The sequence below is a fragment of the Janibacter indicus genome, assembly GCF_900176385.1.
Taxonomy (GTDB): Bacteria; Actinomycetota; Actinomycetes; order Actinomycetales; family Dermatophilaceae; genus Janibacter; species Janibacter indicus.
Genome location: NZ_FWXN01000009.1, coordinates 80785 through 97176, shown reverse-complemented (window position 1 = coordinate 97176; position 16392 = coordinate 80785). Strand labels below are relative to the sequence as shown.

General features: G+C 74.1%; 10 protein-coding genes. 8 read left to right on the top strand and 2 right to left on the bottom strand.

Annotated elements, in window-relative coordinates; all coding sequences use genetic code 11:
• The first annotated feature begins 136 nt into the window (after positions 1-136).
• Genes B9B60_RS11975 through B9B60_RS16945 form a run of 5 tightly spaced genes read left to right on the top strand, consistent with a single transcriptional unit; the run spans position 137 to position 8312 of the window.
• Complete coding sequence (locus tag B9B60_RS11975) at positions 137-4450, top strand: alpha-(1->3)-arabinofuranosyltransferase domain-containing protein (protein ID WP_159451201.1); 4314 nt, start codon at positions 137-139, stop codon at positions 4448-4450.
• Positions 4447-5289, top strand: coding sequence for a glycosyltransferase family 2 protein (locus B9B60_RS11970; protein WP_084451707.1), 843 nt, complete (start codon positions 4447-4449; stop codon positions 5287-5289). Before B9B60_RS11975 ends, B9B60_RS11970 begins: the two co-directional genes overlap by 4 nt.
• Positions 5286-6395, top strand: coding sequence for a glycosyltransferase (locus B9B60_RS11965; protein ID WP_084451705.1), 1110 nt, complete (start codon positions 5286-5288; stop codon positions 6393-6395). The genes B9B60_RS11970 and B9B60_RS11965 overlap by 4 nt, the downstream gene beginning before the upstream one ends.
• Positions 6392-8110 carry an MmpA family trehalose lipid delivery protein gene (locus B9B60_RS11960; RefSeq protein ID WP_084451703.1) on the top strand — a complete coding sequence of 573 codons (1719 nt, stop codon included), beginning with the start codon at positions 6392-6394 and terminating at the stop codon, positions 8108-8110. The genes B9B60_RS11965 and B9B60_RS11960 overlap by 4 nt, the downstream gene beginning before the upstream one ends.
• 52 nt (positions 8111-8162) lie before the next feature.
• Positions 8163-8312, top strand: coding sequence for a DUF2613 family protein (locus tag B9B60_RS16945; protein ID WP_125932816.1), 150 nt, complete (start codon positions 8163-8165; stop codon positions 8310-8312).
• Between the two features lie 77 nt (positions 8313-8389).
• Here B9B60_RS16945 and B9B60_RS11955 read toward each other — a convergent pair whose 3' ends face one another.
• Complete coding sequence (locus B9B60_RS11955) at positions 8390-9625, bottom strand: glycosyltransferase family 4 protein (RefSeq protein ID WP_084451836.1); 1236 nt, start codon at positions 9623-9625, stop codon at positions 8390-8392.
• 100 nt (positions 9626-9725) lie between these two features.
• Here B9B60_RS11955 and B9B60_RS11950 point away from each other — a divergent pair, with 100 nt between their 5' ends.
• From B9B60_RS11950 to B9B60_RS11940, 3 genes are read left to right on the top strand one after another with little or no spacing between them, the layout of a single operon-like run.
• Positions 9726-10553, top strand: coding sequence for a class I SAM-dependent methyltransferase (locus B9B60_RS11950; protein ID WP_084451701.1), 828 nt, complete (start codon positions 9726-9728; stop codon positions 10551-10553).
• A 13-nt stretch (positions 10554-10566) separates the two neighbouring features.
• Positions 10567-11289 carry a class I SAM-dependent methyltransferase gene (locus tag B9B60_RS11945; protein ID WP_072626221.1) on the top strand — a complete coding sequence of 241 codons (723 nt, stop codon included), beginning with the start codon at positions 10567-10569 and terminating at the stop codon, positions 11287-11289.
• Positions 11256-15308 carry an alpha-(1->3)-arabinofuranosyltransferase domain-containing protein gene (locus B9B60_RS11940; RefSeq protein WP_143445559.1) on the top strand — a complete coding sequence of 1351 codons (4053 nt, stop codon included), beginning with the start codon at positions 11256-11258 and terminating at the stop codon, positions 15306-15308. The genes B9B60_RS11945 and B9B60_RS11940 overlap by 34 nt, the downstream gene beginning before the upstream one ends.
• Here the strand turns inward: B9B60_RS11940 and B9B60_RS11935 are convergent.
• Entirely contained in the window at positions 15199-16386 is a 1188-nt protein-coding gene (locus B9B60_RS11935; RefSeq protein ID WP_159451200.1) for an acyltransferase family protein, read from the bottom strand. The genes B9B60_RS11940 and B9B60_RS11935 overlap by 110 nt on opposite strands.
• Between the last annotated feature and the right edge of the window lie 6 nt (positions 16387-16392).

Genomic DNA, 16392 nt, shown 5'->3' with positions numbered 1-16392 from the left:
GTCATTCCTGATCACGACGAGAGGAGTCGCCCCGGTGCGCAGCCGGTTCCGGTTCCCTCGTGCCCGCCTCCCTCGGGTCGGCCCCCGGGCGCGGCACCCACGACCCGGGCGGCCTCGGTCGATCTCGGTGCGCGCGGTGTCGCTGCTCCTGCTCGCGCTGCTCGCGGTCGTCGTCTTCGCCAACAGCTGGGGTGTCTTCCAGACCGACATCAAGCCCGAGGTCTATCTCGCGCCGGGGGAGATGCTGCCGCGCTACCTGTCGGCGTGGACCTCCTCGCCCTACCTGGGCTCGCCCAACTTCAACGTCGGCCTCGTCCCGGTGCTCGTCGTGACCGCCCTGCTGCGCGCGGTCGGCCTCGACCCGGAGATGGCCTTCAAGGTCTACCACCTCCTCCTCTGGGGCCTGGCGGCCTGGGGAGCCAACCGGTTGCTGCGCACCCTCGTGCCCACCGCGGGGGCCTGGGCCGGTCTCGTGGCCGGTGTCGCCTACATCGCCAACCCCTACGCGGTCGCCGGGGGCGGCACGCTGGCCATCGCGCTGCCGATGGCCCTGCTGCCCTGGCTGCTCGTGGCGATGACCCGGGCCCTGCGCGACCCGTCGGGCTGGAGCTGGCCGGCGGCCGTCGGTCTGGTCTTCTTCGGGATGAGCGGCATGAATGTCGGCGTCGTGCCGGTCTACCAGCTGCTGCTCGTCATCCCCCTGGCCCTCTTCGTGCGGGCCGAGCGCGGTCTGCCCTGGCGTGACGTCGCGATCGCCGTCGGCAAGTGCGCGCTCTTCGTCGTCGTCGTCTCGCTCTACTGGCTCATCCCGGGTGCCGCCGCGAGCGAGACCGGCGGCCAGATCGCCGAGAGCTCCGAGTCGCTCGACGGGATCGCCCGCACGAGCTCCTTCGTCGAGGTCCTGCGCGGGCTCGGCCTGTGGTCCTACTACGGCGCCTCCGACGCCGGCCCCTGGCTGCCGCAGTACGCCGTGTACTTCACCAGCGGCGTCATCATCCTGCTGACGATGCTCTGGCCCGCTGCCGCGCTCATGTCGCTCAAGGTCGTGCCCGCCCGGTTGGCCCGACTCGCCGCCGCCGCGGCGGGCATCGCCGCGGTGATCATGGTCGGCCTCTACCCGGGGGGCTACGGGGGCTCTCCCTTCGCTGCTCTCCTGCGACTCCTGCTCGAGCACATCGGCCCGCTCGTCGCCTTCCGCACGACCAACAAGATCGGTGCCGGGCTGGCGCTCGCCTTCGCCCTGGTCATCGGCTGGGCGGTCATCCACGCTGCTCCACGCCTGCTGCGCCGACGAGCAGTCGCACCCGCGGTGGGTGCCGCCGGCGCGGCCGCCGTCGTCGCCCTCGTGGCTCCCGCCGTCACCGGCAACCTCTACGTCTCGCCCGTCGACGTGCCCGACTACTGGGAGGAGGCCGCCGCCGCAGTCGACAAGGGTGACCCCGACAAGCGGGTGCTGCTCCTGCCGGGGCAGACCCGCTCGAGCTACCGCTGGAGCCTGGAGCGGCCCGACGACCTGCCCAACTCGCTCTTCCACCGCGACGCCGTCATCCCCGAGACCCTGCCCAACACGTCTGCCGACGGCGGCAACTTCCTCGCGGCCCTCGACGACACGCTCCAGTCGGGCACCTCCGGCAGCAACGACATCTCTCCCTTCGCCCGCTACCTCGGCGTCGACAACGTCCTGCTCCGGCACGACGTCGAGTGGGAGGGCGACGGCGGTGCCCGGCCGGGGGACACGGCGCGGGCTCTCGCGGACGATCCCGGGCTGCGCGGTCTGGACAACTTCGGCGATCCCGGGACCAACATGTTCACCCGAGCGACGCCACCGCAGTCGCAGGAGGAGGCGGTGCTGTCGCCGCTGCAGCTCTACGCGGTCGACGACGCCCCGGCTGCGGTGCGGGCGACCCCGGCCGACGGGACCCTCGTCGTCGCGGGCGATGCCTGGGCCGTGCCGGCCATGGACCGGGCCGGGCTGCTCGACGACACCCCCGCGATCCGCTACGCGCAGGACCTGTCGGGCGAGGAGCTGCAGGAGCTGCTGCGCCGAGACGGCCGACTGGTCCTCACCGACACCAACCAGCGTCGCTCGGCGATCACCAACCGGTTGCGCTCCAACCAGGGAGCGGTGCTTGCGGCCGACGAGGACCCCGGCGTCAGCCGCACGCTCGGCGACGACCCGAGGGACCAGAGCACGCTGGTGCGCGACGGGGTCCGGGTCACGGCGTCCGACAGCGGCGGCGCCTTCTTCGACCTGCCCCACGGCGTCGCCGAAAATGCCATCGACGGCGACCGCTCGACCTCGTGGCTCTTCGGTGACTTCCGCCGTGCCCCGGGCACGACCCTGACTCTCGACCTGCCCGAGCCCCGCACCCTCGACGAGCTGTCCATCGACACGACTGCGCTCGGCGACGTGACGATCTCCGGCTTCGACGTCGAGGTCGACGGGGAGCACACGAGCGCCGAGGTCGACGAGGACGGCACGGCGACGGCCGACCTGGGCGGGGTCCGCGCCGACGAGATCACCCTGACGGTCGAGGGCATCCGGGGCGAGGGGTTCTCCCTCGTGGGGATCTCCGAGATCGACCTCGGCGATGACGACCTCACCGCCACGCGCACGACCCGGCTCCCCTCCACGCTCAGCGACCTCTACGGCGAGCTGCCCACGCTGGAGCGGTCGGCCTTCGCCGACACCCCGCTGGACGTCTTCCTCACCCGGGTGACCAACACCGGCGACACGGCTGACGACACCGAGCAGGGCCTGCGGCGCAACTTCACCCTTCCCGACGACCGCACCTTCGACACGAGCGCGCGGGTGCGCGTCAAGGGCCAGCGTGAGGAGCTCGCCGACGAGCTCTCGGGGCTCGACACGACCTACCGCGCCAGGTCGAGCTACACCTACTTCGACTCGATGGCCCACCGTGCGTCCGGCGCCGCCGACGGTGACGACGAGAGCGCGTGGGTGCCCGGTGGCCGACTGACGCAGTCGTGGTGGCAGCTGACGGGCCCCGAGCGTGACCTGTCCGAGGTGACGGTCACGCAGGCTGCCGGTCCCGGTGACGAGGACGACACCGCCTGGGCGACCCGGGCCACGGTCCTCGTCGACGGCGAGGAGGTTGCCGAAGGCGAGCTGCGCCGCGGCACCGCCACGATTGCGCTGCCCGAGGGCACGAGCGGCCGCACGGTCCGCCTGCAGATCGACGAGGCCGACGACTCCGACGGCGAGCGGCCGCCGCGCTTCACCCAGATCGACACCGGGGTTCGCATGGAGGCCGGTGACGAGGAGCGCCCGTGCATCACCGTGGCGACCCTCGACGGTTCGCCGGTGCAGATGCGTCCCGAGGACCCCGAGGTCATCAACGGCCGATCCGGGCCGGCGACCGCCTGGGAGGGGTGCGGTCCGCTCGACGTGTCCTGGGGCGAGCACCGCCTGCGGCCCGTCGACGACGTGCAGCTCGACGGGATGTCCTTCGAGGACACCCAGCGCTCGCGTCACGAGCCGGTGCCGGCCCCGGTCGTCGAGGTCGACCGGAGTGCGATCTCCTCCTCGATGACCATCGACGTCGGGGAGTCGAGCAGCCCCTACTTCCTGAGCATCGGTCAGGGCCACGACCCACGATGGCGGGCCACCCTCGAGGACGGCACCGACCTCGGTGACCCCGTCGTCGTCGACGGCTACGCCGCCGGGTGGTACATCGACGACCTCGACGCCCAGCAGATCACCGTGCGCTACGGGCCGCAGACCCGCGCCGACATCGGTCTGGTCCTCTCCGGCCTGGGCCTGCTCGTCGCCCTGGTCGTCTTCTTCCTCCCGCTGGCCCGACGTCGCGCCGCGCAGGTCCGGGCCTCGCGTGAGTCCGAGTGGGAGACCCCCGCCGATCCGGCCCCCGCCGATCCGGCTCCCGCCTCCGAGTGGGACGACGAGCTCGCGCTCGTCGAGGCTCCTCGCCGTGGCACGGCGACCGCGACCGCAGCGAGCCCCGTGGCCGACGTCGCCCCGCGCACCGAGACGAGTCCCGTGACCGACGACGTGACCGGCGGCGACGAGGACGAGCACGCGCCGCCACGCGGCTCGCTGCGCTTCCGCGGGCTGGGCGAGGTCCTCGCCGGGCGCTCCGGGGCACGCCGACTCGCCATCGAGGCCGCCGTCGTCGTGGGCGCCGGCGCGCTGACCGGCGTCGGTGGCGCGCTCGCCGCCCTGGCCGCGATGCTCGTCGTCCGGCTGCGTGGCCCTCGCGCCGGCCTGCTCATCGGGGTCGGCGCCGGCCTCCTCGTCGTCGCCGCCCTCGCCTTCGTGGCCCAGCTCGCCTGGGTCGACGGCACCCTCGGCTCGGTGAGCGCCGACTCGGTCAAGTCCGCCCTCGTGCCGCACCACATCGCCGGTGCCGGCCTCGTCCTCGCCATCATCGGCACCTACCTGCGACCCGACCCACCGGAGGAGCTCGACCCGTGAGCGATCGCCCCCAGCAGGACACGACGGCATCCGTCACCGTCGTCGTCCCGACGCGCAACAACATCCGCACCATCGAGGCCTGCCTGCGCTCGGTCGTCGAGCAGACGCACCCCGACGTGGAGCTCGTCGTGGTCGACAACCACAGCACCGACGGCACCCCCGAGGTGGCCCGTCGACTCGCCGACCGCGTCATCACCGCCGGGCCCGAGCGATCCGCCCAGCGCAACACCGGCATCGAGGCGGCACGCGGGGAGTGGGTCCTGTGGCTCGACAGCGACATGATCCTGCCCCCGCGCACCATCGCCCTCGCCCTCGAGACCGCCGAGGCCACCGGGGCCACCGGCATCGCCCTGCCCGAGCGGACGATCGGCGAGGGGTTCTGGACCGCCTGCCGGGCGCTCGAGCGCGAGTGCTACCTCGACGACCCGTGGCTGCACAACCCCCGGCTGGTGCGGCGTGACTACCTCCTCGGCGAGGGGGCCTTCCACACCGACATGTCCGGGCCCGAGGACGCCGACCTGCGGATGAAGATGCGCGCCTCCGGCGCCGGCATCGAGCTGGCCCCGATCATCATCGACCACGACGAGGGCCGCCTCACCGTCTCCGACGTCATGAGCAAGCGCTACTACTACGGCCGCAGCATCCCGGCCTTCGCCCGCGAGCACGAGGGTGCCGTGGGCCAGCAGGGTCGGGCCGTGCTGCGGGCCTACGTGCGCAACCACCGCCGGCTCCTCCAGGACCCGGCCCACGCTGCCGGCATGGTCGCGCTGCGGGCCATGGAGGCGGGCGGCTACGCGCTCGGGGCCCGTCGCGGACGCAAGGACCGGGCCGCGTCGTGAGCACGGCCGAGCGCCGCATGCTCTGGGTCTCGCTGCCCGACCAGCGGGCCCGCCGTGAGCTCTACTGGATGTCCCGGATGCCCGGCACCCGCGTGCGGGCGATGGCCCGGCAGGAGCCGGTGGGTGACATCGAGTGGGTCCCGAGTACCTACCGCCGGCCCATCACCCGCTTCGTCGAGGCGGGCGCCCTGGCCTGGGTGCGGGGTCTCGACGAGCAGCCACCGCAGGAGTTCGACTGGGTGACCTCGCTCGAGCTGTGCTCGCTCGTCACCGGTCAGGCGTCGCGGTGGCGTCGAGCGGCCCGTGCCTCGGGGGCGCGACGGCCGCTCCAGGCCGTGATCACCTGGGAAAATCTGCCCGATCAGCCGCTGTACAAGGTCCCGCCCTATCGCCAGGCGCTCAACTCCTGCCGCGACGCCGACCTCCTCCTGTGCATGGTCGATGCCGCTCGCGACCACCTCCTGGCCAACGACTTCGACGACGAGCTCATCCGCGTGGTCAAGCCCGGCGTCGACACCGAGGTCTTCCACCCGGCCGAGCGATCCGTCGAGGAGCCGGTCGTCGTCTTCGCCTCACCCCTCGCCGACAACAAGGGCATCGACCGGGTCCTCGACGCCATGACGATCGTGCGCCGGGAGATCCCCGAGGCCCGTTTGCGCGTCGCCGGTCGCGGCCCGCTCGAGCACCTCGTGCGCGCCGCCGCTGACGACCCGTCCTCGGGCGTCGAGCTCGTCGGCTCGCTCGACACGGCCGGCGTCGCGGACCTCATGCGTTCGGCGGCGGTCTTCACGACCGCCCCGCGCCCCACCTGGAAGTGGACCGAGCAGCTCGGTCTGGCCTACCTCGAGGCACAGGCGTGCGGCCTGCCGGTCGTCACCACGAGGTGCGGCACCAACGACGAGGCGGTGCAGCCGCCCAACTCCCTCGTCGACGACGACGTCGAGGCACTCGCCGAGGCCCTTCTGGCCTTCTTGCGCGACCCCGCGCACCGGGCCGCGGTGGGTGCGGCCAACCGAGACCACGTCGTCGCCCACCACGACCTCGCCACCCAGTGCGTCGCCATGGGCGCGGCCTTCGCCGAGATCGAGGCGCTGCACGCGAGATGAGTGCTCAGCGAGGGCCCGTCCGCCCCGGCGTCGCCGGGGCCCTGACGGGTGCCCTCGCCGGGATCGCCGTGCTCGGGCCGGCCCTCGCCCCGGGCTACACGCTGCACTACGACCTCGTCTTCGTCCCGGACCTGCCCCTGTCGGCGCGCACCCTGGGCACCGACGGCAGCGTGCCCCGGGCCGTGCCCAATGACCTCGTCGTCGCGCTGCTCGGCACCGTCCTGCCCGGCTGGGTCGTGCAGAAGCTGCTCCTGCTCGGCGCCTTCGTCGTCGGGGGAGCGGGTGCCGGGCGCCTCGCCCGGACGGTCCCCGGTGCCGTCGCGGCGGCCGTGCTGTGGTCGTGGAACCCTTGGCTCGGCGAGCGTCTGGGCATCGGCCACTGGGGCTACGTCGTCGGCGCCGCGCTCCTGCCGTGGGTCTTCGTCGCCGCCACCCGCGTGCGGAGCGGCCCACGTGGTGTCGCCGCGCTCGTGGCCACCCTGACCGCCGCCTCCCTCTGGGGCTCCACGCCGGGGGTGCTGGCCACGCTGCTGGCCCTCGTCACCGTCCTCTGCCTCGGCGGCCCACTGCGTCTCCTCGCGCGTGATCTCGCCCTGGTCGCCGGCGTCGCGCTCCTCGCCAACGCCGCGTGGTGGTGGCCCTTCCTGCGGGCCGCCTCCCGGGCCGCCGACCCCGCCGGCACGAGCGCCTTCGCGGCCGGGGCGGACACTCCCTTCGGCATCGTCGGCTCACTCGTCCTCGGCGGTGGGCTGTGGCACGACCGCACGTGGTTCGTCGAGCGGACCGGCTGGCCCGTCGCGGCCCTGGCCATGACCGCGGTGCTCGCGCTGCTCGTCGGGGCGGTGCGCACCCGGCGGTGGTGGCGCGACCCGGTGACGCGGGCCGCGAGTGCTGCCGGGGTGGCCGGTCTCGGGCTGGGGGCGATCGCCGCGCTCCCGGGTGGTCACGGCCTGCTCACTTGGGTCGTGACGAGCGTGCCGGGGGCCGGACTGCTGCGCGACGGCCAGAAGTTCGCCGTGCTGTGGGTCCTGCTGCTCACCGTCGCCACGGCCGTCGTCGTCGACCGCCTGCACGAGCGTCGGCTGCCCGTGGTGGCGCTCGTCGTCGCCGTCGTGTGGCCGGTGGCCACCCTGCCCACACTCGCCTGGGGTCACTCCGGGACGTGGGCGAGCGTCGACTACCCCGCCGACGTCCGCGCGGTGGCGGCCGACCTGCGAGCCGAGGGCGAGCCGGTGGCGGTCTTCCCGTGGTCGACCTACCGGCGCTACGCCTGGGCCGACGACCGGGTCGTCCTCGACCCGTGGAACCGGCTGCTGCCCCAGACCGTTGTCGGCGACGACCGCCTGTCCCTGCGGCAGGGGGAGTCGGTGGCGGGTGAGGACCCGGCCGCGGCGGCCGTCACCACCGCCCTGGCCGAAGGGGGCGACGTCACCGACCTCCTGCGCCGGCACGGCGTGCGGTGGGTCGTCGTGGCCACCGACCAGCCGGCGCCGGCCGGCAGCGTGCCCGAGCTGTCCGGCACGTCGTCACGGCGGGTCGGTGACCTGGTCGTCCACGACCTCGGTCCGGTGACGACGAGCCAGGCGCCGCCCGGCTCGGCTCGGTGGCTGGGGCTCGCCGGCACAGGGGCCGCGGTGGTCGGTGCGCTCCTGCTCCTGCTCGGGACCCGACGGGGTGAGACGTGGCCGACACGGCGACGGGCTCGCCTGAAGTGACCGCCCGGTATAGAGTGGCGAGCGAATCGACACCCGCTCACGAAGGATGCTCATGAACGACGGCTCCAAGAAGGTCGCCTACAACGTCGGCGGCACCGTGCTCGGCGCACTGCTCGCGGCCGCTGCCATCTTCGGGATCGTGCAGTCGCAGAACCAGTCGATGCCGCAGGAAAACCAGCAGGTCATCAACTACAACAGCTGAGCGGCCCACCAGACCCACTGACGAAGGGGGCCGTCCGCTCGAGTCGAGCGGACGGCCCCCTTCGTCGTGCCCGCAGGTCAGGAGGCGACGACCTCCAGCTCGGTGCGGCGCGGCTCGGGCCGGGTGGCGATGAGCGCGTCGAGGTCGATGACGTCGTCGCGGTAGCGGTCGGTGAGACCCAGGACCGAGCCGATGACCGACTCGAGGCGCCGGCCGGCGCGCACCCAGTCGAAGGAGCTCGCGTAGAGCCGGGCGGTGCGCCCGAGGTCGCGGCGCATGGCGTGGTCGTCGACGAGCCGGATCACGTGGTCCTCGAACTCGCTCACGGAGTCAGCGAGCAGCCCGGTACGGCCGTGGACGATCGACTCGCTCGGGCCGCCGGCGAACTCGTAGGCGACGGCCGGGGTGCCGTGCAGGCCGGCCTCGACGATCGTCAGCCCCCAGCCCTCCTTGTGGGAGGGCATGACGACGACCCAGGCGCGGGCGAGGAGCTCGTGCTTGCGGCTCTCCTCGACGAAGCCGTGGAGGTGGACGCGGTCGGCGACGCCGCGGGCCCGGGCGTGCTCGGCGATCGCGTCCTCCCAGTAGCCGCCGCCGACGACGTGCAGCTCGAGGTCGGGGTGCGACATGGCCCGCGAGGCGAGGATGTCGACGGCCTGCTCGACGTGCTTGTGCGGGACGAGCCGGCCGAGGAAGAGCATCGTGGGCGCCTCGGTGCGCTCCAGCCGGGCGTAGGCGTCGAGGTCCTCCGGGCGGTCGTTGCCCGAGTAGACGAGATCGACGCGACCGGGGTCGACGCCGAGCTCCTCGAGCTCGCTGCGGGTCGACTTCGAGACCGTGACGTAGCGACTGCGCCGGTAGACGAAGGGAGCCAGCCGCGACTCGAGCAGCCAGCCGAGGCGGGCCACCTTGGGCCCGAAGACCGCGGACCACTGGTCGCGGTGGACGTGGTGGACGATGTTGATGACCGGCAGGTCCCCGGCGACGAGCGGGGCCCAGAAGGGGACGCCGTTCTGCACGTCGAGGACGACGTCGTAGTCGTCGCGGTGCCGCAGCACGTGCAGCATCCCGTGGAGGTAGACGCTGAACTTCGACCCGCGCCGCAGCACCCGGACGTCGCCGTGCCGGGTGCGCGGGCTGGCGCCGGGGAAGGAGGCGGTGAAGATGGTGACGTCGTGACCCTGCTGGGTGAGCACCTCCGAGGTGCGCTCGGTGAAGGTCTCCGCACCGCCCGCCTCGGGGTTCTCACGGTCACGCCACGACAGGTAGAGCACCCGCAGCCGCTGCTTCGGGGAGGTCGTGCTCTGGGTCATCATCACTCCTTGTCGGCGTCGCGGAGCTCGCAGCGCCGACGGATAGGCTAACGCCGTGAGTTACCCAACGGTAGGCGAACGGCGCGTCCGGGAGTGTGAGATGTGCGGCTCAGCGGTGCGTGGCCTGGCGCTGCGCGGCGGCTGCGTGGTCGACGCGTGCGAGCGCTGCGGTCATCTCGAGCGCGATCTTCAGCGATGCCCCGCCGACCACCGCGACCTCGCCTACGGCGGCGAGCCGACGCTGGACCGCATCCGTCTCGACCTCACCTACCGGGAGCTCGTGCGCGATGGTGTGCCCGGGCGGGTCTTCGAGGTCGGCTTCGGCGCCGGCTCGATGCTGCGGCGCTTCCTCGACGACGGTGCCGAGGTCGCGGGCGTCGACCCCGATCAGCTCGGCGTCGACGTCGACGAGGTCGTGCGGGCCCGGGGTGATCTGCGCACCGGCGGCATCGAGGACGTTCGTGATCTGCCGGGGGAGCAGGACCTCGTCTACGGCATCCACGTGCTCGAGCACGTGGCCGACCCGCACGCGGCGCTGCGCTCGTCCCTCGAGCTGCTGCGCCCCGGCGGCCGGGCGAGCTTCCTCACCCCCGCCGGTGACAGCTCCGGGGTCGAGCGCTACGGCGCTGCCTGGTGGATGCTCGAGGACCCGACGCACATCCGCTTCTTCACGGCGGACTCGCTCGCCCGGGCGGCCGCGGCCGCCGGCTTCGTCGACATCAAGGTCCGTCGTCTGCTGCTCGACAGCCTGAGCGTCGACGCCGCGAGCCTGGCCCGCGCGGTGCGTCCGGGGGACCGGCCCCGGGGTGTCCTCGGGTCCCGCCCCGTCCTCGCGGCCGCCCTCGCCAGCGTCCCCCTCGTCCTCGGGCAGCGGCTGCTCTCGCCGCGCAGCCGGCCCACGCTGCAGCTGCTGGCGCGTCGTCCATGATGGTGGGGTGCCGATGACCCCCGCCCACCCGCAGCGCCGTGGGCTGCGCCGCTCGGTGCGCCTCTTCCGTTCCTTCCTCGTCGAGCAGACCGAGCCGGAGCGCTTCTACTCGACGCTCGCCGACGACTCGATCGAGCTGCTGCGTGAGCACACCGAGCTCGCCGGGCGCACCGTCCTCGACGTCGGTGCCGGTCCGAGCGAGTTCGCGCGCGCCTTCCGCGCCGCGGGGGCCCACTACGTGCCCGTCGACCACGACCCCACGGTCGCGTCGGTGCGCGACGGGGGTGTCGTCGGAGACGCCCTGCGCCTGCCGCTGGCCGACGGCAGCGTCGACATCGTCTTCTCGAGCAACATGTGGGAGCACGTGCCCGACCCGGAGGCCGTGGCCGACGAGCTGCTGCGGGTCACCCGCCCGGGCGGTCTGGTCTTCCTCTCCTACACCAACTGGCTCTCGCCCTGGGGCGGTCACGAGACCTCACCGTGGCACTGGCTGGGGGGAGAGCGGGCCATCGCGCGCTACGAGCGCAGGCACGGTCACCCGCCCAAGAACCGCGTGGGCGAGACGCTGCACCGCGTCAGCGTGCGCCAGGGCCTGGAGTGGGCGGCCGGTGCCGACGCCGACGTCCTCGCCGCCCGACCGCGCTACCTGCCCGACGCGGCCCGAGTGGTCCTGCGGGTCCCCGGTCTGCGCGAGGTCGTCACGTGGAACCTCCTGCTGCTGCTGCGTCGCCGATGACGGCCCACCCGGAGCGGGACGCCCCGGGCCGCGGCGTCGAGGAGGCTCGGCAGCGGCTGCAGCGCGTCGTCGCGACCCTGCTCGTCGCCGTGCTCCCATGGCTCGTCGCCCCGGGCCTGGTCCAGCCGGACACCAAGACCGACCTGGTGCTGTCGCCGGGGCGCTACCTCGGGCGGGCCCTGTGGGCGTGGAACGACCACACCGGCATCGGCGAGCTGCAGAACCAGGCCTACGGATACCTCTTCCCGATGGGGCCGTTCTTCCTCGCCGGGGAGGCCGCCGGCCTGCCCGACTGGGCCGTGCAGCGCCTGTGGTGGACGCTCCTGCTCGTCGTCGCCTTCGTCGGTGCCGAGCGCGTGGCCGCACGTCTCGCCGGGCTGCCAACGGTCCCCGCCATGGTCGTCGGCGCGGCCTTCGCCCTCTCGCCCCGCGTGCTCACCGTGCTGTCGGAGATCTCCGTCGAGGTCTGGCCGCAGGCGGTGGCCCCGTGGTTGCTCCTGGCCGCGGCGAAGGGGGTGGCCCCGGGTGCCGTCGCCGCCACCCGTCGGCGGATGGCCGTCACCACGGGGGTGCTCGCGGCCTGCCTCGGTGGGGTCAACGCGACGGTCTCGCTCGTCGCGCTCGTCCCCGCGGCCGCATGGGTCGTCCTCGCCCCGGCCGGTCGCGGCCGGTGGCGGGCCCTCGGGTGGTGGCTGCTCGGCGCAGTCGCCGGTGCCGCGTGGTGGCTGGGACCGCTCCTCGTGCTCGGCCGGTACTCCTACCCCTTCCTCGACCACATCGAGCTCGCCTCGACGACCACGGCCGTGGCCTCGGTGACCAATGTCCTGCGTGGGGCCAACCACTGGATCGCCTACATCCTCACCTCGGGCGACCACCCGACGTGGCAGAGCGGGTGGTTGCTGGCCCAGTCGGTCGGGGCGATCATCGCGACGACGGCGCTCGCCGGGCTCGGGCTCGCAGGTCTGGTCCGGCGGCGACACGAGGCCGCCGCAGGCCGGCCCGCGCCCGACCCTGGAGCTCACCTGACGCGCTGGGCCCTGCTCCTCGTGCTCCTCGGTGTCGTGGCGATGGCGGTCGGCCGCACCGGGTCCGCCTCCGGGCCGCTCGCCACCACCGTCCAGCAGTGGCTCGACGGGCCGCTCGCTCCCCTCCGCAACGTCCACAAGGCCGATCTGCTCGTGCGGCTGCCCGTCGCACTGGGCGTCGGCCTGCTCGCCCACTGGGCCACCCGCGTCGAGCGCGGAGCCGGTCCGATCGTCCGCCAGGTCGTCGTGGTGATGACCGTGCTGGCGCTCCTCGGGTCCGTGGCGCCGCTCTGGGTGGGCCGGGCCGGCGATGCCTGGGCGACGACCGGCGTGCCGCAGACCTGGCACCGGGCGGCGGCCGAGGTCGACGATCTCGCGGCACGCGACGGGGGCACGACCCTCGTGCTGCCGGGGGCCCGCAGCGCTGACTTCACCTGGGGCCGCACGACCGACGAGCCGCTCACCGCCCTCGCCGAGTCGCCGGTGCTGGCGCGGGCCGCGGCCCCGCTGGGCCACCCGGGCGCCACGCGGGTCCTCGACCACCTCGACGAGATGACCGCCGGCGGACACCGCCAGCCGCAGCTCGCCGCCGGGTTGCAGCGGTTGGGCGTCTCGCGGGTCGTCGTCCGCGGGGGCCTGTCCGCCGACGTCGGGGCCGTCGACCCGCAGCGGGTGGCAGCCACCCTCGCGGCCTCGCCGGGACTCACCCGGGTCTGGACCGAGGGTGACGGCTCGGAGCAGGTGAGCATCTGGCGCCTCGACTCTCCTGCCCGACCCGCGACCCTCGTGCCCACCTCCGGCCTCGTGGAGGTCGCGGGCGCACCCGAGGCGTGGTTCTCGCTGGTCGCGACCGGGCTGCTCGACCCCGACGCGGTGACCACCACCGCGGGTGATGGGGCCGAGGTGCGCACCGACTCCCTTCGCTGGCAGGCGCTCAACTCCGGTCGCCCGTCGAGCCGCGGTCACGGGCCGACCCTGCCGGCGGAGGACCCACGACCACAGGTCGTCGGGACCCGAGACCTCGCGCCGGGCGGGCAGACCATGGGGCGGACGACGCGGTTCCACGACGGGATCACCGGCGTGACGACCTCGTCGAGTGCTGCTGCTCCCTTCGCGCGCTACTGGCGCAGCGCCGGGTCGGGGCCGGCGGCAATGCTCGACGGCGACGCCCGCACGGCATGGCTCAGCGGGGACGGCGAGCCGGTCCAGCGGGTGACGCTGCGGCTGCCGGAGGGTTCGCGCCCGACGGGTGTGCTCGTCCACGAGGCGTGGGGCGGCGACATCGCCGACCTCGAGGCGGTCGAGGTCGGCGGCAGCGACGGCGTCAAGCGTGAGGGCACGGAGACCTGGCGCGTCCCGCTCGACGGCCGCGCGCGTGACCGCGTGACCCTCGAGCTGCGGCGCTCCGGGGACGACCCGACCGCCGCGCAGGCCCCCGTCGGCATCCGCGAGGTCGAGCTCGAGGGTGGTCCGCGGGCCACCACGGGTCTGACCCTGCCCGAGGGCGACGGCGCGGTGCTCGTCACCCGCGATCCCAGGGGCGCGGCCGACCCGATGGCCGGCGAGGACCCGCAGGACCTCGTGCGGGACGTCGGCCGGCTGCCGGAGACCCGGGTGTCGGCGACCGTGCGACTGCGGCCCGGCGAGGAGGCCCAGGACGTCGTGACCGCGCCGTGGAGTCTTACCGGGAGCACCCAGCCGACGAGCAGCGAGGGTGCCTCGGACCTGTCGCGATGGCCGGTGGCCGCGATCGACGCCGACCCCACGACCCGGTGGCGCCCGGCCCCGGGACCGGACCCGGTGCTGACCTTCGACCTCGGCGAGCGCCGCAGCGTCGAGACGATCACGCTCGATCGTGCAGCCGGCCCGGTGACGGTCGCCACCGAGTCGGCCCGCTACGTCCTGCCGAGCGGTACGAGCCTGCGCATCCCGCCCCAGCAGACCCGACACCTCACGCTGACCTTCAGCCGGCCGCAGACCCGAGCGTCCTGGTCGGCGCCCGAGGTGACCCTGGACGGGGTCGACGGACCGAGCAGCGAGGTGAGCCTCGAGTGCAGCGAGGCGGGGGCCGTGGGGCGCGAGAGCGGGCGGATCGGGCTGGCGCTCACCGCGCCCCGGCCCGCTCTCGTCGCCGGCGATGCCGTCCCCGCCACGTCCTGCGGCAGCCTGCCCGCGGGGACCGGTGTCGTGTCGGCCAGCGCGACCGCGGCCCTGCTCCCCGAGACGCTCACCCTGGTGCCGACGGACTGGACGGCCACCGAGGTCACCCCGCGGCGCAATGTCACGAGCACGCGCGAGCACACCGGCCGCTGGACCTTCGAGGTCGGGGCCGGCGAGGAGTCCTTGCTCGTGCTCTCGCAGGGGGCCAACGACGGGTGGCGCGCAACCGATGGTCAGGGGAGGGCCCTCGAGACGACGACCGTCGACGGCTGGCGGCAGGCCGTCGTCGTCCCGGCCGGCGGTGCGCAGACCGTGACCGTCGACTTCGCGCCCAACGCGCAGCACCACCTGACGCTGCTCCTCGGTGCGCTGGCCGTCGTGCTGCTGGCCCTGTGGGGCGCCGTCGAGCTGTGGGTGCTCCGTCGTGCGCGGTGGGCCTCCGGCGCCGCGCAGGAGGAGGAGCTGCCGGAGGGGCCGGCGGAAGGTGCTGCTCGGGCGCACCAGGCACCCCTCCTGGTGGCCGTGCTGCTCGGTGGGCTCGTCGGCCTGCTCGTCGCCGGCTGGTGGGGTCTGCTCGCCGGAGCGCTCGCGGCGCTCGTCCCGATCCGCTCACGCGCCCTCGCGGTCGCGGTCGTGCTCACCGCGGCCGGCCTCGCGCTCGCCGTGCTCGGGGTGGCCGAGCGTCAGTCCGCCGGGGCGCTCGTCTCGCAGGTGCTGGGGACGATCACGCTCGGGGTGCTGGCTGCCGCTCTGGTGCGGCCGTCGAGCGGTGGGCCCGACGCAGGACCGGGCGCTCCAGGACCAGCCACGACAGATGCGCCAGACCCACGCTGACGATCGTCACGAGGAGCAGGGTCGCGGCGAAGGGGGCCGCGAAGAGCCGTAGGTCGAGCACGGCGAAGACCACCTGCAGCACGAGCACGTGCCAGAGGAAGACGCCGTAGGAGATGTCGCCGAGCCACCGCGCCGTGCTGGCGAGGGGCGAGGTGCTGATCGTCTCCGACAGGCCCCGGGTGGTGCCCGCGAGCAGGAGGCAGGCCGCGACGAGGCCGTAGAGCACCTCGGCGGCCAGCGCCTCGGTCGCCGACGACGCGTCGATGCCACGGGGCCCGGCGATCGGTGTGGAGGCGACGAGCCAGAGCACCGCAGCGAGGGCCACGAGGGTGCCGGGGCTGGTCCGCAGCACCGTGAGGCCAGGGCGCTCGGTGAGGACCACCCCCGCCCGGTCGGCGCAGACGAGCACGGCCACGGCCACCCCGACGGCGAACCACGCCGCGTGCCCGAAGGCACTGGTCGCGAGCACGGCTCCCCACTGACCGTCGGGGAGTGCGGCGAGCGTCTGCAGGGCCAGGCCGCCGATCGCGATGGCGGCGCAGAGCAAGAGCACCCGGCGTGCCGCGATCGCGGGGACCTCGTGCCGGACGACCGGGGCGCACGCCGCCGCGACCACGGGCAGCAGGAGGTAGAAGGTCACCTCGCTCGTCAGGCTCCAGGTCTGCGTGAAGGCCTGGAAGGTCCGGCCGGTCCAGCCCTGCCCGATGACCAGGTGGACGAGCACGGTGGGCAGGTCGAGGACGGCAGCGGCAGCCCCCCCGAGCCAGGCGGCCACGGCGACGACGGCGACCAGTGCCAGGAGGTAACCGGGCAGGATCCGTGCCGCACGACGTAGGAGGTAGCGACCGGCGGCCCACGGGACGTCCTCGCCGAGCGCCCGCCGGACGAAGGGGGCCGACAGCAGAAAGGCGGAGAGGGCGAAGAAGACCGCCACGCCGAGCTCGCCCCGGACCGCGAGCCCGCCGACGACGCCCTCGGCGCCGGCACCGGTCCAGAAGGCCACGTGCGACAGCAGCACCAGCCAGGCCGCGACGGCCCGGAGGGCGTCCAGGCCGAGCAGGCGTGACGTGGCGCTCATCGGGGG